The 25,242-nt window shown below is 39.8% G+C and carries 25 protein-coding genes and 1 pseudogene; 17 read left to right on the top strand and 9 right to left on the bottom strand.

Annotated elements, in window-relative coordinates:
• Positions 1-4 precede the first annotated feature (4 nt).
• Complete coding sequence (locus FNL97_RS09180) at positions 5-709, bottom strand: MerR family transcriptional regulator (protein WP_143415586.1); 705 nt, start codon at positions 707-709, stop codon at positions 5-7.
• A gap of 265 nt (positions 710-974) precedes the next feature.
• On the opposite strand from FNL97_RS09180, the gene treP reads away from it, so the two are divergent.
• From treP to FNL97_RS09145, 7 genes are all read left to right on the top strand, one after another.
• On the top strand, positions 975-2,390 hold the full coding sequence (gene treP, locus FNL97_RS09175) for a PTS system trehalose-specific EIIBC component (protein ID WP_015863865.1): 1,416 nt from the start codon (positions 975-977) through the stop codon (positions 2,388-2,390).
• Between the two features lie 117 nt (positions 2,391-2,507).
• Positions 2,508-4,199: an alpha,alpha-phosphotrehalase gene (gene treC, locus FNL97_RS09170; RefSeq protein WP_143415584.1), complete on the top strand. Its 1,692-nt coding sequence runs from the start codon at positions 2,508-2,510 to the stop codon at positions 4,197-4,199.
• 23 nt (positions 4,200-4,222) lie between these two features.
• A complete protein-coding gene (gene treR, locus FNL97_RS09165) occupies positions 4,223-4,936 on the top strand; it encodes a trehalose operon repressor (RefSeq protein ID WP_081189515.1) in 714 nt (237 codons plus the stop codon).
• A 141-nt stretch (positions 4,937-5,077) separates the two neighbouring features.
• The gene (locus FNL97_RS09160; protein WP_015863868.1) at positions 5,078-6,490 is read left to right on the top strand and encodes a Na+/H+ antiporter NhaC family protein; all 1,413 of its coding nucleotides are present in this window, start codon (positions 5,078-5,080) and stop codon (positions 6,488-6,490) included.
• A gap of 205 nt (positions 6,491-6,695) precedes the next feature.
• Positions 6,696-7,127, top strand: coding sequence for an acyl-CoA thioesterase (locus FNL97_RS09155; protein ID WP_062754040.1), 432 nt, complete (start codon positions 6,696-6,698; stop codon positions 7,125-7,127).
• A gap of 106 nt (positions 7,128-7,233) precedes the next feature.
• The gene (locus FNL97_RS09150) at positions 7,234-8,733 is read left to right on the top strand and encodes an aminotransferase class V-fold PLP-dependent enzyme (RefSeq protein ID WP_143415582.1); all 1,500 of its coding nucleotides are present in this window, start codon (positions 7,234-7,236) and stop codon (positions 8,731-8,733) included.
• Between the two features lie 71 nt (positions 8,734-8,804).
• Entirely contained in the window at positions 8,805-9,965 is a 1,161-nt protein-coding gene (locus tag FNL97_RS09145; RefSeq protein ID WP_143415580.1) for an acyl-CoA dehydrogenase family protein, read from the top strand.
• A 29-nt stretch (positions 9,966-9,994) separates the two neighbouring features.
• Here the strand turns inward: FNL97_RS09145 and speE are convergent, their stop codons facing one another.
• Together speE and FNL97_RS09135 are read right to left on the bottom strand one after the other, a co-directional pair.
• Positions 9,995-10,867 carry a polyamine aminopropyltransferase gene (gene speE, locus FNL97_RS09140; protein WP_062677924.1) on the bottom strand — a complete coding sequence of 291 codons (873 nt, stop codon included), beginning with the start codon at positions 10,865-10,867 and terminating at the stop codon, positions 9,995-9,997.
• A gap of 134 nt (positions 10,868-11,001) precedes the next feature.
• A complete protein-coding gene (locus FNL97_RS09135) occupies positions 11,002-11,445 on the bottom strand; it encodes an Rrf2 family transcriptional regulator (protein ID WP_062677923.1) in 444 nt (147 codons plus the stop codon).
• A 171-nt stretch (positions 11,446-11,616) separates the two neighbouring features.
• Between FNL97_RS09135 and hmpA the strand changes: the two genes are divergently transcribed.
• The 10 genes from hmpA to FNL97_RS09090 all read left to right on the top strand — a co-directional run bounded on the left by hmpA (position 11,617) and on the right by FNL97_RS09090 (position 20,652).
• On the top strand, positions 11,617-12,852 hold the full coding sequence (gene hmpA, locus FNL97_RS09130; RefSeq protein WP_143415578.1) for an NO-inducible flavohemoprotein: 1,236 nt from the start codon (positions 11,617-11,619) through the stop codon (positions 12,850-12,852).
• An 84-nt stretch (positions 12,853-12,936) separates the two neighbouring features.
• Positions 12,937-13,908 carry a peptide-methionine (R)-S-oxide reductase MsrB gene (msrB, locus tag FNL97_RS09125; RefSeq protein ID WP_015863874.1) on the top strand — a complete coding sequence of 324 codons (972 nt, stop codon included), beginning with the start codon at positions 12,937-12,939 and terminating at the stop codon, positions 13,906-13,908.
• Positions 13,909-13,983: 75 nt separating this feature from the next.
• A complete protein-coding gene (gene purU, locus FNL97_RS09120) occupies positions 13,984-14,886 on the top strand; it encodes a formyltetrahydrofolate deformylase (RefSeq protein WP_062677921.1) in 903 nt (300 codons plus the stop codon).
• Between the two features lie 157 nt (positions 14,887-15,043).
• The gene (locus FNL97_RS09115) at positions 15,044-15,418 is read left to right on the top strand and encodes a replication termination protein (RefSeq protein WP_015863876.1); all 375 of its coding nucleotides are present in this window, start codon (positions 15,044-15,046) and stop codon (positions 15,416-15,418) included.
• Positions 15,419-15,585: 167 nt separating this feature from the next.
• Positions 15,586-16,458, top strand: a complete 873-nt coding sequence (locus tag FNL97_RS09110; RefSeq protein WP_062754031.1) for an ATP-binding protein — start codon at positions 15,586-15,588, stop codon at positions 16,456-16,458.
• Positions 16,459-16,468: 10 nt separating this feature from the next.
• Positions 16,469-18,385, top strand: a complete 1,917-nt coding sequence (locus FNL97_RS09105; protein WP_062677919.1) for a vWA domain-containing protein — start codon at positions 16,469-16,471, stop codon at positions 18,383-18,385.
• Positions 18,386-18,404: 19 nt separating this feature from the next.
• On the top strand, positions 18,405-19,643 hold the full coding sequence (locus FNL97_RS09100) for a DHH family phosphoesterase (RefSeq protein WP_143415576.1): 1,239 nt from the start codon (positions 18,405-18,407) through the stop codon (positions 19,641-19,643).
• Between the two features lie 101 nt (positions 19,644-19,744).
• A complete protein-coding gene (locus FNL97_RS18440; protein WP_286173548.1) occupies positions 19,745-20,038 on the top strand; it encodes a DUF4163 domain-containing protein in 294 nt (97 codons plus the stop codon).
• Positions 20,039-20,058: 20 nt separating this feature from the next.
• Complete coding sequence (locus FNL97_RS18435) at positions 20,059-20,358, top strand: RsiV family protein (RefSeq protein WP_286173547.1); 300 nt, start codon at positions 20,059-20,061, stop codon at positions 20,356-20,358.
• 90 nt (positions 20,359-20,448) lie between these two features.
• Positions 20,449-20,652 (top strand): hypothetical protein, encoded by a 204-nt coding sequence (locus FNL97_RS09090; RefSeq protein ID WP_062677916.1) that lies wholly within the window; start codon positions 20,449-20,451, stop codon positions 20,650-20,652.
• A 270-nt stretch (positions 20,653-20,922) separates the two neighbouring features.
• Here the strand turns inward: FNL97_RS09090 and FNL97_RS18430 are convergent.
• The 6 genes and pseudogenes from FNL97_RS18430 to FNL97_RS09060 all read right to left on the bottom strand — a co-directional run bounded on the left by FNL97_RS18430 (position 20,923) and on the right by FNL97_RS09060 (position 24,947).
• Positions 20,923-21,359 (bottom strand): annotated as a pseudogene (locus tag FNL97_RS18430) (molybdopterin-dependent oxidoreductase).
• Between the two features lie 542 nt (positions 21,360-21,901).
• On the bottom strand, positions 21,902-22,273 hold the full coding sequence (locus FNL97_RS09080) for a hypothetical protein (protein WP_143415574.1): 372 nt from the start codon (positions 22,271-22,273) through the stop codon (positions 21,902-21,904).
• On the bottom strand, positions 22,270-22,482 hold the full coding sequence (locus tag FNL97_RS09075; RefSeq protein ID WP_042412484.1) for a helix-turn-helix transcriptional regulator: 213 nt from the start codon (positions 22,480-22,482) through the stop codon (positions 22,270-22,272). The genes FNL97_RS09080 and FNL97_RS09075 overlap by 4 nt, the downstream gene beginning before the upstream one ends.
• Before the next feature lie 590 nt (positions 22,483-23,072).
• Positions 23,073-23,339, bottom strand: coding sequence for a hypothetical protein (locus FNL97_RS09070; RefSeq protein ID WP_143415572.1), 267 nt, complete (start codon positions 23,337-23,339; stop codon positions 23,073-23,075).
• A gap of 22 nt (positions 23,340-23,361) precedes the next feature.
• A complete protein-coding gene (locus tag FNL97_RS09065) occupies positions 23,362-24,426 on the bottom strand; it encodes an anti-sigma factor (RefSeq protein WP_143415570.1) in 1,065 nt (354 codons plus the stop codon).
• Complete coding sequence (locus tag FNL97_RS09060; RefSeq protein WP_286173546.1) at positions 24,423-24,947, bottom strand: sigma-70 family RNA polymerase sigma factor; 525 nt, start codon at positions 24,945-24,947, stop codon at positions 24,423-24,425. Before FNL97_RS09060 ends, FNL97_RS09065 begins: the two co-directional genes overlap by 4 nt.
• Positions 24,948-25,242 lie beyond the last annotated feature (295 nt).

The raw sequence follows: 25,242 nt of genomic DNA, 5'->3' as shown, positions 1-25,242 counted from the left end.
TGTTTTACCAAAATTTCCACCACTTATTCGAACGCTTCGTGTCAGTGTTAGCCGCTGCTTGGCGGAAGGAAACAACGAGCTCGCGAAACGCTTTTTCGCGCTCCATGATTTGTTCTTCATAGAGCTTTCGTTCTTGTTCCCGCTTCGCTTTTTCTTCCTGTAAAAATGTAACGACATTTTCAAGATGCTCATGAATTTCTTCCGTTTCTTGCTGCAATGTTTTTGTATATTGCGTTAGTGAGTCATGGATTTCTTGTTTGGTAGATACGGAGTTTTCACGAATTTCGTCCACGTATAACTTCATTTCTTTCATTGCTTGCTCTAACACTTCCGTCGTTTCTTTTTTGAGCTCGCCAACGATTTCCTCTTTCATTGTCCTCGCCACTTGTTCGGCTATGTAATAAGTATCATGGCGTAAAGGGCGCGGAATATCAATCACCTCTCCTTCCATTACCGTTGTTTCCAATCCAATGTTTTGTTTCTGTTGTTCTGCCTGTAAATATTGAATGATCTCTTGTTTCGTTTTTTCCTCAGCAAACCATTGTTTAATTTTTGCAAATTGCTCCAGTAATGCATCGTTATAAATACGTGCCCCCTGTTTTGTCCGCGGAATTGTAATGTATTGTGCAAACTCTTTTTCCCATTCTTTTAAGATTCGCGGAGCGACTTTCACTTTTTTTGCCGCTTCCTTTAGTGTGTATGATTTCATCTTGTTTTGTTCATCCTTTCTCTATCAAAATCGCTATATATTTATTTCCAAATCAATCATTTATTTTCCTGCTAATTTACAAAATATTACAAAAGAAGTGATAGTTAGAGAAAAAGTAACAAAAAATGTCGAAAATAAATGTTGACGAACTTGTATATACAGGTTAGAATAAAATTGACTTGTATATACAAGTTTTTTTGAAAGCGATTCCTGAAAACGGTTAAATGAATTTCGTTTTTTAGAAAAAGATCGGGGAGGTTTCCTTATGGGGGCATATGAACAATCAGTTGCTAAAATTGTCGAAGCAATTGGTGGAAAAGAAAATATTGTTGCCGCCACCCATTGTGTCACGCGTTTGCGTTTTGCGTTGAAAGATGAGGGGAAAGTCGATAAAGAGAAATTAGAAAGCATTGATATTGTAAAAGGTTCATTTTCCGCGAACGGTCAATTTCAAGTAGTTATCGGACAAGGGCTTGTCGATAAAGTATATAACGAAATGGTGGAAATGACCGGCATTGGAAGAGCGACAAAACAAGAGATTAAAGATGCGGCAGAAGCGAAGTTAAATCCGCTGCAACGCGCCATTAAAACATTAGCAGATATTTTTATCCCGATTTTGCCGGCGATTGTGACAGCTGGTTTGTTGATGGGGATTAACAACATCTTAACAGGTCCGGGTATTTTTTATGAAGGCAAATCGTTTGTCGAAGTGCACAAAGAATGGGCAGATCTTGCTAGCATGATTAACCTTATTGCAAATACGGCGTTCGTCTTCTTGCCTGGCTTAATCGGATGGTCGGCAGTGACAAAGTTTGGCGGAAGCCCGCTTTTGGGAATTGTCCTCGGTTTGATGCTTGTCCATCCTGATTTGTTAAATGCATGGGGATGGGGAGCAGCGAAAGAAAAAGGGGAAATTCCTATTTGGAATTTATTCGGATTTGAAGTGCAAAAAGTCGGATATCAAGGCCAAGTGCTGCCGGTGCTTGTAGCGTCTTATGTACTTGCGAAAATCGAGCAATTTTTACGTAAACGTATACCGGATGCATTTCAATTGTTGCTTGTTGCACCGCTTGCGTTATTAATTACGGGCTTTTTAGCATTTATTGCAATTGGACCGATTACGTTTGCGATCGGAAATGCGATTACAAATGTATTTGTCAGCATTTTTGATAACGTTCCAGCGATTGGCGGCTTTTTGTATGGGGCATTATACGCACCGCTCGTTGTTACGGGAATGCATCATACGTTTTTACCGGTCGATTTGCAGTTGATTGCAAGCACAGGTGGTACGTTCTTATGGCCGATCCTTGTCATGTCAAACGTTGCCCAAGGTTCTGCGGCATTAGCAATGATGTTTGCTGCAAAGGATGAAAAGTTAAAAGGTCTTTCTTTCACCTCCGCAGTATCTGCTTATCTTGGCATTACCGAACCGGCGATGTTTGGGGTAAACTTGCGTTTCCGTTATCCGTTCATTTCGGCGATGACGGGTGCGGCGATTGCCGGAATGTTTATTACACTAAATAAAGTCATCGCTCCATCGATTGGCGTTGGCGGTTTGCCAGGGTTTTTATCGATCGTACCGCAAAAGTGGGCACCATTCTTTATCGGAATGGCAATCGCCATTATCGTACCGTTTGCCTTAACGTTTGTATTCAGCAAGTTCCGTAAAGAAAATCGATAACGGATATGTAATTATAAAACTATGTTCTAAATAATCAATTTAACATGCCATTGGTGAACGTTCGCCAATGGTATCGTTTTTATCTTTTATCTATAATAGAACGAGGTGATAGCGACAATGAAACAACAGCCATGGTGGAAAAAAGCAGTCGTATATCAAATTTATCCAAAAAGCTTTAAGGATACAAACGGTGATGGAATCGGTGATTTGCAAGGAATTATCGAAAAGCTCGATTATTTGAAACTGCTTGGTGTGGATGTGATTTGGCTGACGCCGATTTACAAGTCACCGCAGCGTGACAATGGCTATGATATTAGTGACTATTTTCAAATTCATGATGAATATGGCACGATGGAAGATTTTGATCGATTGTTAGAAGAAGTACATCGGCGCGGCATGAAGTTGATCATGGATATGGTTGTCAATCATACGTCTACGGAGCATGAATGGTTTAAGCAGGCACGTACATCGAAAGATAATCCGTATCGTGATTTTTACATTTGGCGGGATCCAAAGCCGGACGGAAGTGCTCCAACGAACTGGCAGTCGAAGTTTGGCGGTTCGGCATGGGAGTACGATGAGAAAACAGGGCAATATTATTTGCATTTATTTGACGTGACACAAGCGGATTTAAACTGGGAAAACGAAGAGATGCGCCGCCGTATTTATGACATGATGCATTTTTGGTTCCAAAAAGGAGTGGACGGGTTCCGTTTAGATGTCATTAACTTGCTATCGAAAGATCAACGATTTCTTGACGATGACGGTTCGGTGCCGCCGGGCGACGGCCGCAAGTTTTACACCGACGGACCGCGCATTCATGAATTTTTGCAAGAGATGAACCGGGAAGTATTTTCGAAATACGATATTATGACGGTCGGGGAAATGTCATCCACAACGATTGACCATTGCATCAAATATACAAATCCTAATCGCCGTGAGTTAAATATGACGTTTAATTTCCATCATTTAAAGGTCGACTATCCGAACGGGGAAAAATGGGCGGTCGCCGATTTTGATTTTCTTGCACTAAAGCGAATTTTATCGGAATGGCAAGTCAAGATGCATAAAGGCGGCGGCTGGAATGCGCTCTTTTGGTGCAACCATGACCAGCCGCGGATTGTATCGCGGTACGGCGATGATGGAAAATATCATAAAGAGTCAGCGAAAATGCTGGCAACGGTCATTCATATGATGCAAGGGACGCCATATATTTACCAAGGAGAAGAAATTGGCATGACCGACCCGAAATTCGAGCGGATTGATGATTACCGCGATGTTGAGTCGCTCAATATGTACCGCATTTTGCAAGAACGAGGAAAAAGTGAACAAGAAGTGCTTGAAATTTTAAAACGGAAATCGCGCGACAATTCGCGGACGCCGATGCAATGGGACGACAGCGAACATGCCGGATTTACGACAGGCACGCCTTGGATTCGCGTTGCCCCGAACTATAAACAAATTAACGTGAAAAAAGCGCTGGAAGATCCGACATCAGTTTTCTATCATTATCAACGGCTTATTCAACTTCGCAAGCAATATGACATTATTACAACTGGAGATTATCAGCTGTTGCTTGAAGATCATCCAGATATTTTCGCTTATTTGCGAAATGGAGAAAATGAAAAACTGCTTGTTGTGAATAATTTTTACGGAAGAGAAACGACGTTCGTATTGCCGGATGACGTCGATGTAAGCGGCTATTCGAGCGAAATATTGCTTTCTAACTATGATGATTCACCGAACGATTTTCGGACAATATCGCTTCGCCCGTACGAATCGATTGTTTATTACTTGACCAAATCGTGATACAATACATGTCGGTGAGCGAAATGTATGAAAATAAATATTTATCCATTTATCACGATCTTGTGGAAAAAATTCGTCAAGGACATTGGAAACCGTATGACAAACTGCCGTCGGAAAATGAACTTTCCGAACGATATAACACATCGAGAGAGACGATTCGCAAAGCGCTCAATTTACTATCCGAACATGGTTATATCCAAAAAATGAAAGGAAAAGGCTCCATCGTTTTGGATGTTGGCAAATACGATTTTCCGGTATCTGGGCTAGTGAGTTTTAAAGAATTGGCCCAAAACATGAAACAGCCTGTAAAAACGATCGTAAACGAGTTGGAAGTAATTAAACCGGATCCATATTTAAAGCGGCATTTGCACGCGACAAGCAAAGACGAAATATGGAAAGTCATTCGTTCCCGTGAAATTGAGGGAGAACGAATCATATTAGATAAAGATTTTTTTCATAAAAAATATGTTCCGACATTGACGCGGGAAATATGTGAAGATTCGATTTATGAATATTTGGAGAAACAGTTAAAACTGAAAATCAGCTTTGCGAAAAAAGAAATGTTTGTCGATAAAGTCAATGAAGAGGATCGAAAATATTTAGATTTAAATGGCTATGACCATGTTGTGGTTGTAAAAAATTTCGTCTATTTAGATGACGCTACGTTATTTCAATATACAGAGTCGCGCCACCGTCTCGATAAATTCCGTTTCGTCGATTTTGCAAGGCGGAAGTAAACGAACACTTGCCATCTCGCAAGTGTTCGTTTCTTTTTTATATTTATATCTAATAAAACTATGTGCTAAATAATCAACATTAAACGATAATAATTTTTCATCATTATGGCTATCCTTGTAACAACGAAGGTGGTGAATTGGATGGAAGGAACGTGGTTGTCTTTATTGCCGTTTCTAGTTATCATTCCGCTTGCAATTTGGCTCAAAGAGATTCTTCCTGGGCTTGTCATTGGATTAATCATTGGTGCGTTTTGTTTGGAAAGAAGTGTGCTTCCCACAATCGAGCGAGCGGTAGCCACGCTTTTAAAAGCGATCAGTGATTTAGAGCACATGAAAGTAGTTGCGTTTTTATATTTATTTGGTTCATTAATTGGCATGATTCAAATTACAGGCGGAATTAAAGGATTTGTGCAATGGATTAGCGAAAAGCTTCATTCGAAGCGAAGGCTACTGTTATTTATATGGCTTACCGTACCGTTTACTTTTTTTACGCCGATGTTTCGTATTATGTTGCTCAGTCCTGTGATGAAATCCATCCTTGGGAAATTTCGTATTGACCGACGGAGAATGGCGTATATGATTGATGTGTCAACAGAACCAATTATCGTTCTTCTTCCCGCCGCGACGGCGTTTGTAGGGTTTATGATGTCGGTAGTAGCGGGGGCGCTCGAGCAAAATGGAATCCATAAATCAGCCTATCATCTTTTTTTAGCAAGCTTACCGTACAACTTTTTCGCCATTATCGCGCTTTTTGTTGGATTGATGACCACATTTATGAATGTGAGGATTGGAAGAAATGAGAAAAAGAGAGAAAAAGAAAAAACAAATCAGTTTCACCAATTGGGGCTGCGGAAAGAGTTGGCGTTAGTAACAGGGGAACCGCTTCATTTGTTTTTTCCGCTTTTTCTTGTGCTTGTGCTGACGTTTTTTTTCTTTTGGTACAGTGGGACAAAAAATGGGGCTGCTACTTTTTTTGATGCGTTTTCACGAGCCGATGCGACGCTGGCGATGTTAATGGCATTGTTTGTGACGATCATTGCAACGGCCGTATTTTATCTTATCAGGCGTCAGCCGTTATATGAACTGATTTATCATTTTTTTGACGGCGGCAATCAATTAATGGCACCGATTGGAATGCTTCTTCTCGTTTGGGCAGTGTCGCTGACCGCAGATGAATTAGGGTTTGCCACTTACATTTCATCGACATTTGGGACATGGCTTCCGAAAGAAGTCGTTCCCGCTGCTGTATTTGTCATCGGTTCGTTTGTTTCTTATTTTATCGGCACATCATGGGGAACGTGGGGGATTTTTATGCCGCTTGGCGTAACGTTAGCGGCAGCGACAGGAGCGCCGCTAGCGATGACGATCGGAGCGGTATTTGCAAGCGGAACGTTTGGTGCTTTCGCATCTCCGTTAGGCGATACAACTATTACAACCGCGTCGGTTATGGATTTAGATTTAATGAGTTATGCGAAATATAAATTACGTATTTCACTATTGTGTGGAATATTATCGGTGATTGCCTATCTAATTGCACCGATCTTTTTCTCGTAACGACATCGATCGACGTTTCCATCGATGTCGTTGCGTTTTTTATTAAAAGCATTTCAGCATATTCGACTATCGCTGTCTATTATTAATAAATAAAACTATGTGCTAAATAATCAATCAAAACAAAAAAATAGTTGAATCGACCAAAAAATATAGCTATGATAAAAACAACATACTGACTAGTCAATAGAAATTAGGGGGGAGTTTTATGGCAACTCATACAACGACCGTAAACATTCGTTTTTGTGAAACGGATGCGCTTGGGCACGTCAGCAATACAAGCTATTTTATTTATCTCGAAGAAGCACGCATTCGCATGTTTGAAGAGTTAGGGTATGGAAGTGATATAAAAGAATGGCGGTTTATTCTTGCCTCGACAAAATGTGATTTCATCAATCAAGCGTTTTTCGGCCAACGATTAAAAATCGAAACAAACGTTTCAAAGATCGGAAATAAAAGTTTCCAACTTGTTCATCGTATTTTAGACGAAAAAACAGGAACGTTAATTGCGCTAGGTGAATCAACGGTTGTTTACTTTAACTTTGAAACGCAAAAAAGTGAGCCGATCCCAGATGATTTAAGAAAGCAGCTGGAACAATACACAATTCCCGAATCGAAACAAGCAGCGAAAAAGGAATAACCAATGAGGCTGTCTAGCAAGACTAGGCAGCTTTTTTTCTTTTTTTATTGACCAATTTTTCACGGCTACATACTGTATGAATATACTAAAGGAAAGGAGGATGTTCGTGGAGATAAAAGCAACCATCGGTGAGATGACATTTACATGCCGCGGAGAGTTGGAAACGTATTTTCAACCGTTTCGTGAAGCAACCATTGGGACGAATGTGACATTTTCCACTCCATTTGGACAACAGAAAATGATTTATGCTGATTGGACAGCAAGCGGCCGTTTGTATGCGCCGATTGAACGAAAAATAACAGAAGAACTTGGCCCATTTGTTGCCAATACGCATACCGAATCAAACGTGACGAGCACAAAAATGACGTTGGCATACCAATATGCAAAAGAATTGATTAAACGCCATGTCCATGCGGATGAACATGATGTCATTATTATGGAAGGAGCGGGGATGACTAGCGCGGTAAATAAACTACAGCGGCTGCTTGGCTTAAGGGTGCCGGAACAGTGGAAGCCCCATCTTAAGCTTCCCGATGAGAAGCGTCCGGTTATTTTCGTCACACATATGGAACATCATTCTAATTTATTATCATGGGCAGAAACCATTGGAGAAGTGGTTATGATTCGCCCGACTGCAAATGGGGATGTGGATTTGGAGCATTTCCAGCAATTATTGCAAGCATACGCGCATCGCCAGCTGAAAATCGGCGCTTTTACCGCATGTTCCAATGTAACAGGTATTCAAACGCCGTATCATCGGTTAGCAAAAATGATACACGAACATGAAGGAATTTGCTTTGTTGATTTTGCTGCCTCCGCTCCATACGTCCCCATCAACATGCATCCTGATGACCCGCTAGAAAAATTAGACGGTATTTATTTTTCACCGCATAAGTTTTTAGGAGGACCTGGAAGCGCTGGTGTACTTATTTTTGATGCGCGGTTGTATCAAAACCGCATCCCTGATCATCCTGGAGGAGGGACAGTCATATGGACCGATCCGTGGGGGAACTATAAATATATTAAAGACATTGAAACTCGGGAAGACGGGGGAACACCGCCGATTTTACAAACGATAAAAGCAGCGCTGGCCATTAAATTAAAAGAAAAAATGGGTGTTGAACGCATCTTGAAGCGGGAAAAAGAATTAACAACACTTCTTTTGTCCCATTTAAAGCAAATACCGCGCGTTCATATTTTAGAAGGGCACCGGGAAGACCGGCTTGGCATCGTATCATTTATTATTGAAGGAATGCATTATAATTTAGTCGTAAAGCTTTTGAACGACCGCTTTGGCATTCAAGTGCGCGGCGGCTGTTCATGCGCTGGTCCATACGGCCATTATTTGCTTGGAATTGACAAAGAGCAGTCGAAAAACATTTTGATGCAAGTCGAACAGGGAAACTTACTAATCAAGCCAGGATGGGTTCGTATTTCAGTTCATCCAATCATGACAAATGAAGATATATACCATATCATCCGGGCGATCCGCCATATTGTGCGTCACGAAGACAAGTGGAAGCAAGAGTATATATATGACCATACGAAAAATGAATTTTACCACCGTCATGATGACCGTGATGTTCGTCACTTATTCATTCTTTAATTGCATATTGTTTCCATCCCCGCTTTATAACGTGTACAATAAAACCATAATGGAAAAAGAAGGGGAGACTTATGAACGAACTATATCATTTATTTCTTCGCACAGAGCGGGAGCGAAACTTGTACGAACGGGCACGGAATCTTGCTGAGCGATTCCAAAAGCGCGCTAGATGGCATGATGAACATGCCGAATTTCCGTTTGAAAATTTCGATGACTTAAAAGAGGCGCGCTTTCTTTCTCTTACTGTTCCTAAATCATATGGCGGGGAAGAAATTTCCCTTTACGAATTTTTGCTCATTCAGGAAACGATCGCCCAAGGGGACGGCGCGACGGCGCTATCGCTCGGCTGGCATTTAGGCATTATCATGAACCTTGCAGAGACAAAAAAATGGCCGCTATCTGTTTTTGAACGAATTTGCCGAGAAGTCGTGGAAAAGCAAATTTTACTAAATAGCGCTCATTCTGAAGAAGCGACCGGAAGTCCAGCGCGCGGCGGAAAACCGGAAACAACCGCGGAACACCGCAGCGGCCGCTGGGTGATTTCCGGCCGAAAAACGTTCACTTCGCTAGCTCCGGCGCTTGATTACTTTATCGTATCCGCAACTATTCAAGAAACAGGAGAAGTCGGAAACTTTCTGATTCCGAAAACAGCGGCGGGGTTAAAAATTGAAAAAACGTGGGATACGCTCGGCATGAGAGCGACACGAAGCGATGATGTTATTTTAGAAAATGTGGAAGTAGAAGAAGAAGCACTTGTCGAAATGCTTAGTTTGCCAAAAGCAAAAAGTCATGCTCAAGGGTGGCTTTTACACATTCCTGCGTGTTATTTAGGAATCGCCATCGCCGCGCGCAATGAGGCGATCGCATTCGCAAAAACGTATCAGCCAAATAGTCTTTCTCACCCGATTGCGGAAGTACCGGAAGTGCGGAGAAAAATCGCGCAAATGGATATCCATTTGATGGCAGCACGGCATTTTATGTATTCCATTGCCGATCAATGGGACCGTTATCCAGAGAAGCGGGCACAAATGAAAGAAGAATTAGCAGCCGTAAAATATATTGCAACCAATACCGCTGTCGATGTCGTTGATTTGGCCATGCGCATCGTCGGAGGAAAAAGTTTATTTGCTGAGAATCCATTGCAGCGGCATTACCGGGATGTCCGCGCCGGATTACATAATCCGCCCGCCGATGATATTACGGTTTCGATCGTGGCAGGGCGCGCTTTATAATAAAGAGCAGTCTAGCGACTGCTCTTTCCTTACTTTTCAAGCGCCTTTTTCAAGAATTGAGGAAGTTGGAAGCATTGTTTTAATATTCCTTCGTTAACATATTTCGTATCTGATGGAATGGTTGTATTTTCCGGAAGTGAAAGAGGTTTCGTTGAACCGATGGTAAAGCTCCACAATCCGCCTGGATATGTAGGAACAGTCGCTGTGTATACTTGGACATGCGGGAATAATTCGCAAATATTTGCATACGTTTGGCGTAAAATGTCTAAATGGAAAATTGGCGATTGACTTTGGCAAACCATTAATCCATCATCTTTTAAAGCACGGCGGACATTGGCATAAAAATCGCGTGAAAAGAGCGCTTCAGCCGGACCGACTGGGTCAGACGAGTCGATAATAATCACATCATATTCACTTTCACGTTCTTTTACAAAAGCAACCCCATCATCATAAATAAACTGTACTCGCGGATCGGATAAGTTTCCGGAAACTTCTTGTAAATGTGCTTTGCAAGATTGCACTACTTTTTCATCAATTTCAACCATATGAATTTCTTCGACATGTTTATATTTCGCTACTTCTCTAGCCGCACCGCAGTCTCCGCCGCCAATAATAAGCACTTTTTTTGCCGATGGATGGAATTGAAGCGGTACGTGAGAAATCATTTCGTTATAAATGTGGCCGTCAATCGATGTCGTTTGCACGACTCCATCGAGTACAAGCATACGTCCGAAATCGTAAGAATCTAAAATCATGACATGTTGGAAATCAGATCGTTCGGAGAAAATAATGTCTTTAATGCGATAGCTAATTTTTAAATTTTCGCGGTCATCTTCTGTTAACCAGAGTTCACCGTTTTGGACTTTTACATAAGGTGGTAATACATTTTGTGCGTGTTTCATTTTGGCCTCCTTTTAATTCTTGTTTGTTTTTCTCATGCCTTTCTAATATTAATATATTTTACGAAATGTGACAAACGTATGTCTTTGTTTTAAAAAAATATGAATGGAGCTGTTCTTTGTTTGAGGGAGCTCCTTTATTGTTTTTCTTTGCGGAAAATCATCTGTAAGTGTTGTTTATTGCTGAGCAAATCCGCTAATGTGTATGAATCTAGCACTTGCAAAAACGATCCTAGTGCTTCGTGAAGCACACGCTTTAACTGGCAAACAGGGGTAAGGACGCAATGATTGCCATGTCCGGCAAAACATTCGACGAGCGACAAATTTTCTTCCGTGTTGCGGACGACTGATCCAATTCGAATCTCTTCTGGTTTTCTGGCTAGCCGAATTCCACCGTTTCGTCCGCGTATCGTTTCAATATAGCCTAATTTTCCAAGTTCATATACGATCTTACTTAAATGGTTTTCTGAAATAGAAAATGTCTTGGAAATTTCTTTAATATTGGTTTTTTCTTCAGGATCGAGCGTTCCTAAAAAGAGAAGAACACGCAAAGCATATTCGGTATAGTTTGTCAGCTGCATTTGTTTCACACCTTTAAAATTAGCTTCTTTAGTACTATTCTATCATAATCCATCCCTCAAAAAAAATTGTGAACAATTTGTTAAAAATGTATTTGAAATATTGCTTTAAAAAAACAACTATGATTCAATAAACATGTATTTAAAATACATCTTTTTTGGGGGATATGAGAAATGAATGCGACAACGAAATCATTAAGCCAAAAAACGATTGAAATTATCAAATCAACGGTTCCAGTACTTGAACAACATGGGGAGCAAATTACGAAGTGGTTTTATCGAACCATGTTCTCAAATCATCCAGAGCTGCTCAATATTTTTAACCATGCTAACCAAAAACAAGGAAGACAACAACGGGCGCTTGCACAAGCTGTTTACAACGCAGCGAAATATATTGATCAGCTTGAAGTGATTATGCCGCTTGTCCAACAAATCGCTCATAAACATTGCAGCTTAGGGATCAAACCAGAGCATTATCCGATTGTTGGAAAACATTTGCTGCTTGCGATTAAAGAGGTGCTTAAAGAGGCGGCGACAGACGAAATTATCAATGCATGGGCCGAAGCATATGAGATAATCGCAGATGTATTTATCAAAGTAGAAGCGCAATTGTATGAAGAAGCCGCATCCAAACGTGGAGGATGGAAAGATTTCCGCCGCTTTATCGTACAGAAAAAAGTAAAAGAAAGCGATGTCATTACATCGTTTTATTTCGTCCCTGAAGATGGAGGAGAAATTAGCGAGTATTTGCCAGGACAATATGTCAGTGTCAGAGTCTCTATTCCAGGGGATCAATATACCCACATTCGCCAATACAGCTTATCCGATACGCCAGGAAAAGGCTACTATCGCATTAGTGTGAAAAGAGAAGCGGCAACAGCAGACAAACCAGCCGGCATCGTTTCGAATTACTTGCATGATCATATTCAAGAAGGCGATGTGCTTGAGTTAAGCGCTCCATTTGGTGTTTTCACGCTCGATATGGCCAAAGAAACACCGATTGTACTCATTAGCGGCGGTGTCGGAATTACGCCACTGATGAGCATGGCAAGTACGGCAGTTTCGCGTCAACCTAATCGCCAAGTAACGTTTATTCACGCGGCGATCAATGGAAACGTCCATGCGTTCGATCAAGATTTGCGCCGCTTAGCGGAACATCCAGCATTTTCGTATCATGTTTGCTATCAGTCTCCTTCAGAAGAAGACCGAAAACATCCTTATTTCGGAAAAGAAGGATTCATTGATTTATCTTGGATACAATCCGTTGTCTCGAATAAAGAAGCAGATTTTTATTTCTGTGGGCCGATTCCATTTATGAAAACGGTCTATCATGCGTTAAAAGAATGGGGCGTTTCCGACGAAAATATTCATTATGAATTTTTTGGCCCAGCCGGCGATTTAACGAAATAATGATTGAATACGCAGTAGACACCTTTCCGTTTGGAGGAAGGTGTCTTTTTTGATATGATAAATAAAAAGGAGGGAAAGTAACGGATGGGATATGAATTAGCAACATTCGCGGGCGGCTGTTTTTGGTGCATGGTTTCGCCATTTGAAGAACAGCCTGGAATTATCAGCATCATATCCGGGTACACAGGCGGCCATAAAGAAAACCCAACGTATGAGGAAGTATGTTCACAAACAACAGGGCATTACGAAGCAGTACAAATTACGTTTGACCCTGACGTATTTCCATATGAAAAACTTTTAGATATTTACTGGCGCCAAATCGATCCGACCGATGACGGCGGACAGTTTCATGACCGTGGCGAATCGTATCGGACAGCGATTTTTTATCATAACGAAAAACAGCGCCTACTCGCTGAAAAATCAAAACGGGAATTAGAAGAAAGCGGACGTTTCTCCAAACCGATTGTCACAAAAATATTGCCTGCATCGACATTTTACCCGGCTGAAGAATATCATCAAAACTATCATAAGAAAAGACCTCTTCACTATAAAATGTATTATATCGCTTCAGGACGCGATGCGTTTTTGAAAGAACACTGGCGGGATAAAGAACGAGAGGAAATGTTGCGAAAAAAGCTGACTCCTCTTCAATTTGAAGTGACGCAGCGAAACGGGACGGAACCGCCGTTTGACAATCCATATTGGAATAACAAACGGGAAGGAATATATGTAGATATTGTTTCGGGGGAACCGCTTTTTAGCACGAAAGATCAATTTGACGCAGGATGTGGCTGGCCAAGCTTTACAAAGCCACTTCATCCAGAAAATATTAAAACGGAGCTCGATTTAAGTCATGGGATGATTCGAACGGAAGTGCGAAGCCGTAAAGCCGATTCTCACCTGGGCCATGTCTTTAACGACGGTCCGGAGCCAACCGGTCTTCGTTATTGTATTAATTCTGCTGCATTACGCTTTATTCCAAAAGAAGATTTAGAAAAAGAAGGATATGGGGAATATTTATCCTTATTTGAAGCGGACGATAAGGAAAATAAATAAAAAAACGGTTGGCATTCCGACCGTTTTTTTATATGATGAAGGTTAAATGAATATTATAGGGGGGAAGATAGTCACATGCATACATTTCGCGAACATCGATGGCAATCATTTCTACAAAACTATGAAAATCGTGCTCGTTTGTTAATTTCATGTCCGGATAAACCAGGTATCGTCGCGTCTGTAACATCGTTTTTGTACGAACAAGGCGCAAATATTGTCGAATCTAGTCAATATTCCACCGATCCGGAAGGCGGCACCTTTTTCTTAAGAATCGAATTTGATTGTCCGAATATCGCGTTGCGAAAGCAAGAAATTGAATCCGCTTTTCAGCCGATCGCCGAGTCGTTTCATATGGATTGGCGCCTTCGCTTACATAATGATGTCAAACGAATTGCTATATTTGTTTCCAAGGCAGAACATTGTTTACTAGAGTTATTATGGCAGTGGCAAGCTGGTGAATTAATTGCCGATATTGCGCTTGTGATAAGCAATCATGAACATCTCAGAAGCACAGTAGAATCGGTTGGCATTCCATATTTCCATATTCCTGTTACGAAAGAAACGAAAGCGGAAGCCGAGCAAAAGCAAATCGAGCTGCTAAAAAAATATGAAGTGGATACGATTGTGCTCGCCCGTTATATGCAAATTTTATCCCCAGCATTTGTCGCTGAATTTCCGGGAAGAATTATTAACATTCATCATTCCTTTTTACCAGCGTTCATCGGAGCAAGACCGTACGAACGGGCGTATGAGCGAGGCGTGAAACTAATTGGCGCAACTTCGCATTACGTAACCGATGATTTAGATGAAGGTCCGATCATCGAACAAGACGTTGCCCGTGTTGACCATCGCCACCATCCCGATGATTTAAAACGAATGGGAAGAATTATTGAAAAAACCGTGCTTGCCAGAGCCTTAAAATGGCATTTGGAAGATCGTGTCATCATTCATGGAAACAAAACGATTGTCTTTTATTAAGTAGGTATGATCAAAAAAAGAGGAGGCAGGAACGCCTCCTTTTCCATTAAATAAACTAATAAATCTATGTTCTAAATAAAAAATCGAAAATAAAAAGGATTTCCATACAATAAGTGGAATTGTTATAATAATGAAAAAGAAGAAAGAAGGGAGAAACATGGGGGAAAAAAGAACGCCAAGCGGTTTTCTGTTAAAACAGCGTGCGTTTTTAAAACTATATTTAATCACATTAACTGAACAAGAACGTTTATACGGATTAAAAATATTAGACTTGCTACGCCAGGAGTTTAAGCCATATGGCTACAGACCGAATCACTCAGAAGTATATAAAGCGTTACATGACCTTATTGAAGACGGAATTCTAAAACAAGTGAAACAGAAAAAAGAAGGAATGAAATATCAAGAAGTTGTCTATTATCGGTTTGCGGATGGCGGATATGAAAAAGCAAAGCTGTACAAACGGCAATTAAAAGCGGAATTAGATCGCTGCCAAGCGCTCATTCGCAAGGCGATTGAAGATAATTTTAGCTGACGGGGAGCATCATAATTATAAAAGGATGGTGGCTCTCCATTTTTCTTTGCATTTTTTAATTTACATAATATTTTTATAGTTACAAATGCCTCTTTTTTGCGTGAAAACAGGACATTCAGTAGAATAGTAATCGTAATGCAAAATAAAGAAAGAAAGGACGACAAATAGTGAAACTTCCAGAGAAAGTTGAAGAAATTATTCAATATCGCAACCAACTATTTTCGAATGATGAAGACGCCTATCTCATTGGAAAAGGCGGTTACACCGCTTCCGATGAGTCGATTCTATATGATGCTATCATTGCACTTGCGCTTGGGAAAAACGTCTTATTGAAAGGACCGACGGGATCCGGAAAAACGAAGCTGGCGGAAACGTTATCATCCATATTCGGACAGCCGATGCATAGTGTGAACTGTTCTGTTGACTTAGATGCCGAAGCGCTGCTTGGCTTTAAAACGATTCAAAATCGCGATGGAAAAGCAGAAATCGAGTTTATCCCAGGTCCTGTCATTCAGGCGATGACAAAAGGACATTTATTATATATTGACGAAATTAATATGGCTAAACCAGAAACACTGCCGATTTTAAACGGTGTCTTAGACTATCGAAAAATGATTACTAATCCGTTTACCGGAGAAGTCGTTAAAGCGAAAGAAACATTTGGCGTGATCGCTGCGATTAACGAGGGATATGTTGGCACCGTCCCGCTCAACGAAGCGTTAAAAAACCGTTTTGTTGTCATCGATGTTCCGTATATTCAAGGAGATACATTAAAATCCGTATTGTTGGCACAAACTACATTAACAGACGAAACACTCATCGACCGCTTCGTCACGTTATCCGCTGATTTAATTGCACAAGTAAAAAATGGGCAAATTTCCGAAGAAGCTGCTTCGATTCGGGCGCTGATCGATACTTGTGATTTAGCTGTATATTTGCCGCCGCTTCGGGCCATTGAACGCGGCATTGTGGAAAAACTCGAAGATGACCGTGAAAAAGCAGCGGTGCGCAACATCGCGGAAACGTTGTTCGAAGAATGAGGGATCCAATATGGAGCGATTTATCCAATTTAACGATAAAAAGATTGATTCCTTTTTGTTTATGCAGCTGTCCGATTTAGCGAAAACGTTAGCGAAACATAGCGATTGGGAAGTAGAGTTCGGCTTTCAGTCTTATGTTGACTCTCCAAACCGAAAATTATATGTCAGTCATTTTTGGGACAATCGGCCGAAAGAAGAAAAAGAAAACGGATTAAAAAGCGATGTCTGTTTACGAGCCGTTGGAACGCTTTTTCATACTGATTTTTCTGAAGTCACCGCATTTCTTAACAAAACGAAAAACATATCGATCCCTAGTTTTGCAAAACAACTATTTACACTAGCAGAAGATTTGCGTCTTGAAGAAATTTGTAAAAAAGAGCGTCCTGGCACGAAAAAATGGTTTCGCATCCGCCGCGATGTGTACCGCCGTTATTTTTACAGTCAAACGAACGCCAATTTGACAAGAAGCGTATATACGGATGCATTATTTTCTGTTATCTATTTGTTATTAACATCCGACTCGCCGCTAGAGGACGTTCCGGTTATTCATGAGCCAATTGACCGAATGATGCCTTGGCTTCGCCAGACGCTTCCCCAATTTTTTGACGCTGCTTCAACGAAAGAAGTGGCCCGTATCACGTGGATGATTACAGAAGCATTCGATGACGTATTGGAAAATGATATGTTAAACACGTATTTTTATTTACCAGAACAAAGTTATAATGAAGAGATGGGACTGACGCTAGAAGACTTAAAACGGATCGACCCGCTCAATAACTGTGACATCTTGGATAAAGAAAAATGCGGGGACGAAGATGTCCATGATCAAGAACTGCCAACGTGGCATCGTGAAACGAGTGACATGACGAAAAGTTTCTTGCGTTTTGAACTTGAACAAGGCTCGCGAACCGATTTATTGGGAGATGGAGCGCGTGAAGGCGAAGACGGGGATCAAGCACTTGCGATGGTGCAAGGATCTGCGCGAAAATCGAATCGAAACGATTATAGGAAGCTAAATGCCTATGAACAGAAACGGGAAAGCAAACAAGCAGGTAAAGGGGATCGCTACGGGAAAGATAACCGGTATGCTGAAGCAATTTTTCTTTTTCCAACTTCTCCTTCGTCTGAACAAATAGCACAATATGAACAAAAGAAAATCGATATTTTACCATATCAAAAAAAATTAAAACAAATGATGAAAAAAACATTAGAACATAAAAAGACACTTCCACGCACCGATTTACATTTTGGCCGGCTGCATAAAAAACTGCTTCGTCTATGGACAGACGAACAGCCGCGCTTGTTTTATAAAAAACATCAGCCATCTTCTCGTATTGATGCCGTTTTTACGCTGCTAGTCGATTGTTCAGCGTCGATGTATGACAAAATGGAAGAAACGAAACGCGGTATTATTTTGTTCCATGAAGCATTAAAATCGTTGCTTGTGCCCCATCAGATCGTTGGATTTTGGGAAGATCCAAATGAGGCGACGGAAACGAAGCAGCCAAACTATTTTCAAACGGTAATTTCATTTGCACAATCACACAAAAAAGAAAGCGGCCCTGCGATTATGCAGCTGGAGGCCCAGGAAGATAATCGCGACGGATTTGCGATTCGCATCATAACGGAACAACTTTTAAAGCGGCCGGAAAAACAAAAATTTCTATTGGTGTTTTCCGACGGAGAACCAGCGGCGTTTGGTTATGAACAAAACGGTATTATCGATACGCATGAAGCGGTATTAGAAGCGCGCAAACATCATATCGAAGTGATTAACGTCTTTTTGGCCAATGGTGAAATTGACGAAGGACAAAGAGAGACGATTCGAAATATTTATGGAAAACATAGCATTGTTGTTCCAAACGTGGAGCAACTTCCAGATTTCTTATTCCCGCTATTGAAGAAACTATTGTATAAAAGTTTATAAAGAAAAGGATGGATTGGCGATGATCAAATTGTTTACGGACAGCGATTTAGACGGAATTGGGTGCGGACTGTTGGCGAAAATTGCGTTTAAAGAAGTAAACATATCATTTTGTTCCTACCGTAACTTAGATGAACGAGTGAAACAATTTATTGAAAATGAACAGCATAACGAAGCAAGTGTATTTATTACCGATCTGGCGGTCAGTGAAGAGGTGGAGAAAAAACTGGAGGAACGATTTGAAGCAGGAAAACACGTTCAAGTTGTCGACCACCATGTCACTGCCCTCCATTTTAATAAGTATCCGTGGGGGTGGGTGCAGCCAACGGATGAACAAGGCAAAAAAACGTGCGCAACCTCGCTATTTTATGAATATTTAATCCGTGAACAAAAACTGGAACGAAACGAAACGCTCGATGAATTTGTAGAGCTTGTCCGCCAATACGATACATGGGAATGGGAAGAAACAGACAACACGCGGGCAAAGCGGCTAAATGATTTGCTGACGATTTTAGGCCTGGACGAATTTTGGGATCGCATGAGTGAACGGTTAACGGAAGGAGGTCCATTTGCTTTAACCGAAACGGAAGAACTTATTTTGGATATGGAAGAAAAGAAAATTCAGCGCTACATCCGAATGAAACAAAAACAACTTGTCCAGCGCTGGTTTGATGATTATTGTGTCGGTATTGTTTTTGCCGAACAACATATGTCTGAACTAGGTAATGCATTATCCAAACGTTGTCCACATTTAGATTTAATCGCCATGGTTAATCTCGGCACGAAACATATTGGGTTTCGAACGATTCACGACAACGTGAATGTTGCGGAGTTTGCGAAACAGTTTGGAGGAGGAGGCCATCCGAAAGCATCCGGATGCTTTGTTAATGAAACAACATTCCCGCTTTTTGTCGTCGATGTGTTCTCGCTTCCGCCGGTATATCATGATGTGGAACAAAACCAGCTCAATACAAAAGATCAAACAGAAGGGTTCTTTTTTACCAATCATCAAGGACAATGGTTTTTCTTTCATCCAAGCGATGACAAATGGGGCGTTTATCATCAAGAACAGGAAGTACAATCGTTTTCGAGCCAAGAAGAGGCGGAACGGTTTATAAAACGTCAATTCGCAGCGGGACTGGCGGACGATCAAGCGGTGATTGACTTTTTGCAGCAACAGCTATGTATAGAAAAAGAAAAGATCAAAGATGAGTATATCAATGCCCTGCAACAATACAAACAAAAAGCCGGTACCAAATAACGGTATCGGTTTTTTATGCTACTTATTTGTTTCCTCCCTTAACCAAAATGCACGTTTTAACCATGAGCGAATATCGTAAAGGGGAAGGGAGGAAGAAAAATATGATCAAACTTCCGGTTAACATTCATACGGAATATATAAAGCAAAAACGACTTAAACTTTATTATCCGGTTATATACGGATTGTCAAATAAAGAAGCAGAGAGAAAAATAAACTATGAGATACGATCGGCTGTTCAACAGCTTCTTATGACACAAGGGTTTTACGAAAATCCGCTGACTGAAATTACGGGACACTTTAAGCTGAAAACAAATGAAAAAGGCGTTTTAAGCTTAACCATTATCAATTACGCTTATTCCGGCGGTGCCCATGGACTTACACTTATGAACTTATGAAAGGATTAACATTTAATATTATGACAGGAAAAAAATATTCGCTTTCTGAATTATTTTTAGACAACAGCGATTACGTGAAAGTACTGTCTACGATGGTGTCGACTCAAATTAAAGAGAGAGGCATTCTTCTTTTAAATCCTTCTTTCAAAAGCATCTCACCGGAACAAGATTTCTACATTGCTGATAAAGCGCTTGTGCTATTTTATCAATTGTATGAATTAACGGCTTACGCATTCGGGTTTCCATATTTTCCGATTTCCGTATACGATGTAGAAAAACTCGTTGATCCGCAATCACCTTTGGGAAAAATGCTTTCGTAATCTTTATAAAATGTTAACATAATTGTAACAGTTTAAATGTTTAACTAGGACAGATTTTGATTATAATTTATAATCAGGGAGGTGAAAAGTATGAAACAGTACATCTTTTCTTTTTATACAGATCATACGGAACAGGCAAAACCAGTGCTGTGGGAAGAAACGATTTTGGCGTCCGGGATGATGGAAGCCTTTTCAAAAGTGAAAATGTTAATGGAGAAATATAAGAGAGAAAAAGGAGTACCGATCCGTGTTCAATACAAAGGCGTACGCTATCGCCACATCGATATCGCATAACTGACGTAACTAACATGGAAGGATGGTACCATGTCTTTCTCCAAATATGGTAAGGGGTAACATGCAGCGGTCATTAATCAATCAAAAAGTAACCGCTGCATGTTTTATTTATTCGATTTTTATGTGCACCTTTTGGATCGCATTATACCCATATCCTTTGCGGTTCCACATCGGTGTGAAAGGCTGTGTACGGCCGCTAATGAGTTTACGTTCATTGTTGTTATAGGCATTTTTCCTTCATCATTGTTTGGATGGGGATAATAAACATAATCAATGGATTGAAATGGCCCTGTAAAAGGTTGATCCGTTACGATGATGTAATTTTAGCCATTTTACCGATGCCATCGCATACCATTGCGGAACAACGAGGCGAAACGGGAATCCGCGTTTTAAAGGAAGGGGGAGCCATTATACTCATAAGCGATGATCGTATCTGGGTGCATTGCTTTATGAAGCGGCAAGCTTCTTGCATAGTAAAAAAGACCGTTCATATCATCCCTTGTTCCGGCATCTGCCCCGATAAATATTACTTCCTTTGCCTTCCTGTGGATTTTCGCTAATGTTAATATGTCTTTTAGCGGAATTCCAGTCCATTTTCCTTGACTTATCGCCCCCGATTTCCACTGTTCGCCGAAGGTAGGAGGGGTGAACTTCGCCCGTTGATTTCCAGCACATTCCAAAGGGACGATCAACGTTGTTGAAGGCATTCTTTTTAGCTGATCAAGAGAAAGAAAAAAGGAAGATTATACCAAACGACCGATCATTAGGGGCTGATGGGCTGAAGATGGATATGGAAAATGGTTGCGGCGAAAAAAATACCGATCTTCAAATAACACATGACGTAAAAAGTGAATCGGTATTTCTTAATTTTCCGGTACCAGACTTCTCGTAATTAAATACGGGCGTATCTTCAAATGAATTACACTCCTTTGTTTGTTTGACAATTTTTATATATGTTTTTTTATATGGTTTTTATATGGTTATGGTAATGAATGTGTATGACGTAAAATGTTTAGGCCGAACCATTATTTTTCGTTTCGTCTCAATATAACTAGTTTACTTGGATTTGAAACAAATCATTTTATAACTGCCTATAATTTATATTATGTCAACTAAAATTTAAAAAATATAAAGCAGTTATTGGCTACTTAACTTCCCTTTCTTTAATTTTATTAGTTTGTGCTTTAGTTTAAAAGGAACGTTTAAAAGGAACAAAGAAGACCGAAGTTTTTTACACCCCCAGTCCTCTTCATTGACTTTTCTTTATAATATTTCCTGCACCAGTAAAGGCAATAAAAATAGTCGCCACAACATAAAAAACTAATATATCCATACGAATGGCATATAGGTGAAAAAAGTTCGATATTAGTAAAATAACCAATAATAATATAATAGAAAACATGAATGTCCTAGAAACAAAACGATCTATTTTCAACTTAATGTACTCATCTACTTTATTATTTTCTTTTTGCTTTCTCATTATGGACAAGAGCCACCAAAATATTAAGGAAACTAATAGAATTCCTCCGCTCATAACTGCTTGTTTTATTCCCGCATCAAAATAGATAATTATACTAGCAATTACTAAACCAACTACATATCCTACATACCTTTTGATCATTTCTCGTTTCTCCTTTCCTCTAAATGAAAAATAGTCTCCACAGGTGTTTCGAATACCATTGCTATTTTCAAAGCTAACTCCAAGCTGGGACAATATTTGTGATTTTCGATTGCAATGATGGTTTGTCTTGTTACATCTAATCTTTCGGCTAAATCTGCCTGTGACCATTTCTTACTACGCCTAAGATCTCGGATATTATTAATGACCATCTTATACCTCCTGCCCCTTTATTTATTAACTATGGAATAAAATGAAAAAAATTTATGTATATATAATATACTATATTAGGAACGAAATGTAAAGAATTCTTTACATTTTTAAGTTAATTTTTTATCATAACTAACTTAATAATGGTTTCTTCATTTTCACCCCAGCTAATTTTAACTTTTATGGTTCAGGTTCACTATTCGATACTGCACAGCCTTGACAAGACGAACTAAATTGAATAGTTGCTCCTTTATGACTTTCGTCTTTCCTATTAATTTCTCCATCATTTATCTCGATTTAAAGATTTTCTAAAACCGTATTGCTATCTCCTTCTTTATAATGAAAAATATAAGTTCCGTCTTTACTTGTAGCATCTTTATTTTCTATATATTCCCCCCAGTTCTTGCTTTCCCCAGATAACCTGATATATTCATTACTACATCCAGATAGCATGAGAATTATTAAAGTATGAAGGAAATTGTTTTTTTTATGTTATTACTTGTATGTTTTGTTTTTATTGTTAATAATCTTTCTTTTTCTAATAAGGACAGCCTTAATTTGGACTGTCCTTTTCGCTTTTGCCGCAGTAAAGTTACGGCTTGTAGTTAATACCTATGCCAAACAAAATCATTCCCATACAAGAAACGATTAGGATGAAGTGAAGGATGCCGCCTAAATAGGAGTAGAATCGATCTTCTTTTTTTATGAGGCTAAGCAAGCATATAAGCATTCCGAACACTGAAATCCAAATGTAACGGATATCAAAAACAGGGATCTCCGCTATAATTTGTACATTTAACAAAATAAGCAAAAATATAGCCACCAATGTATTTAGCATATTGATTCTTACCATCATCATTTTCGACTATTCCCCCCCTTTGCTATGGCAAATTAATCTGACCTAATCGAATTACGTTGACTTCCTTCATCTTTTCTAGAGACAAAACATCTTTGGCGGTTCCTGTCATAGCGATTCCATAAATCTTCAATTCCTTATGTTTTTTTATCCATTTTAGCCGCTCGGCCATCTTTAAGTCTTTGTATTCCGTTAGTTGTGTTGCCCATTTTTCGTTTTTGCTCAATAGCTCGAGCCCTTTGACTACTTCTTCGTAATCAGTAAACGAGCGATGGAATACAGAATCTACATGCACTTTTTTGTACGGAAAGCCAATTGCTGGTGTTTGGATGAAATCTAAATCATTCCTCATCTGTTCCTCTACACCTGTGTCCAACGCAAGCCATGTCATATGATATCCTTTGAATTTTTCATTTATTTCTTTTAAGGAATAGGACTGATTCAGGGAAATATAGATTTCAACCGGCCAATCGCTTGGGAGAGATTCAATTTTTCTTCGTTCGTCAGGTAAAAAGTATTTGGCTTTCGGATGAATAAAGTTGATTCCAATGTGATGAAGTGAATACCCAATCGCTCGATAATTCGATTCTTTAGCAAACACATCATTAAAAAATAGTTTGTAAGTATCCTTGCCTAGATAACTTCTTTTATCATCCATCCATTTATATTTGTCGGCCGTGACAGTCATAGTAAAGGGCTTGATCTCAACATCCACCGTATCGTAATCTACATACACATTTGGAGACATCATTTCACTCACCGTTCGAATGGTTTCAATCAATTCGTTCCCTCGGTTATGCTCTCGCCCCCAGCCGTAATAAACAAAAGTAAACATAGTCAATAAGGGAATAATCGAGAGTATAAACGATACAACAAGCAGCGTATTTCTAAAAAAGAATTTTTGTTGGGCCTTTTTCATCATTTTTGCGAGATCGGCTTCCTTCATGCCTTCATCATGAAGGGTTTCATTGAGAAATTCATGGTATACGTCAAAACTTTCTAGAAGCTCCTCTATTTTCTGTTCTTCCTCTTTGCTTAGTGTGCCATTTTGATATTTCTGCAATAATGGTTTTAACTCGTCTTTTCTCATTCCTTCACCTCTTTGCGTAATCGTTTTTCTAATTCCCGCCTGCCCCGAAACACAAGGCTTTTTAAATAAGGGAGTTTTACGTTTAACAACTCCGCCGCTTCTTTATAGCTAAATCCTTTTAAATCGACGAGCATAATGGCTTTTTGTTGCAGTTCTTTCATGTTGGACAAATGTTTATAAATCAACTCCAGCTCATATTTTTGCAAAAACGCGTTTTCCGTTTCTAATAATGGATCTAGCTTTAACGACGCAAAGAAATCATCCACTTGTACAACCTGTATCTTTTTTGCTTTTCTGCAGTGGTCGATGAAGGTATGATAAGCGATCCGGTAAAGCCATGACTTTATTTGTGCTATGTCGCTTATGCCGCTTACATGTAAATAAGCCTTATAAAATGTTTCCTGCAGAAGATCCTCTGCCAAATGATAATCATTGGTTAATCTGTACAGATAGCGAAAAAGGGATTTTGAATACAAGCGCATAAGTATATCCAATTCAAATTTATTGGCAATGGTTTCCACCCTCCTTCCGCTATAAAAGACGCATAAAAAACAAAAATGTTTCTGTTTTTCCAAATTTTTTTATGAAACATATGCATGAATTGGAAAAATCATCGGACATCATGTTGAAACAGCATCTATACATACTTTAATTACTATATAAAGCGGTTATCGCTAGACTTTTATGATAGCCCTTCTTGAATACTGGATAAGGTTATTTTTTATTAGTGAAGCGATCAAATGAAGAGGATTTTGATTCGTATGAAAAGAGGAGCGTATTCGAGGGAGTAAGCATGTTTTGCAGAGTTTTAAGCTT

The organism is Geobacillus sp. E263, from assembly GCF_007197795.1.
GTDB classification, from domain to species: Bacteria; Bacillota; Bacilli; order Bacillales; family Anoxybacillaceae; genus Parageobacillus_B; species Parageobacillus_B toebii.
This window is presented reverse-complemented; position numbering and strand designations above follow the sequence as displayed.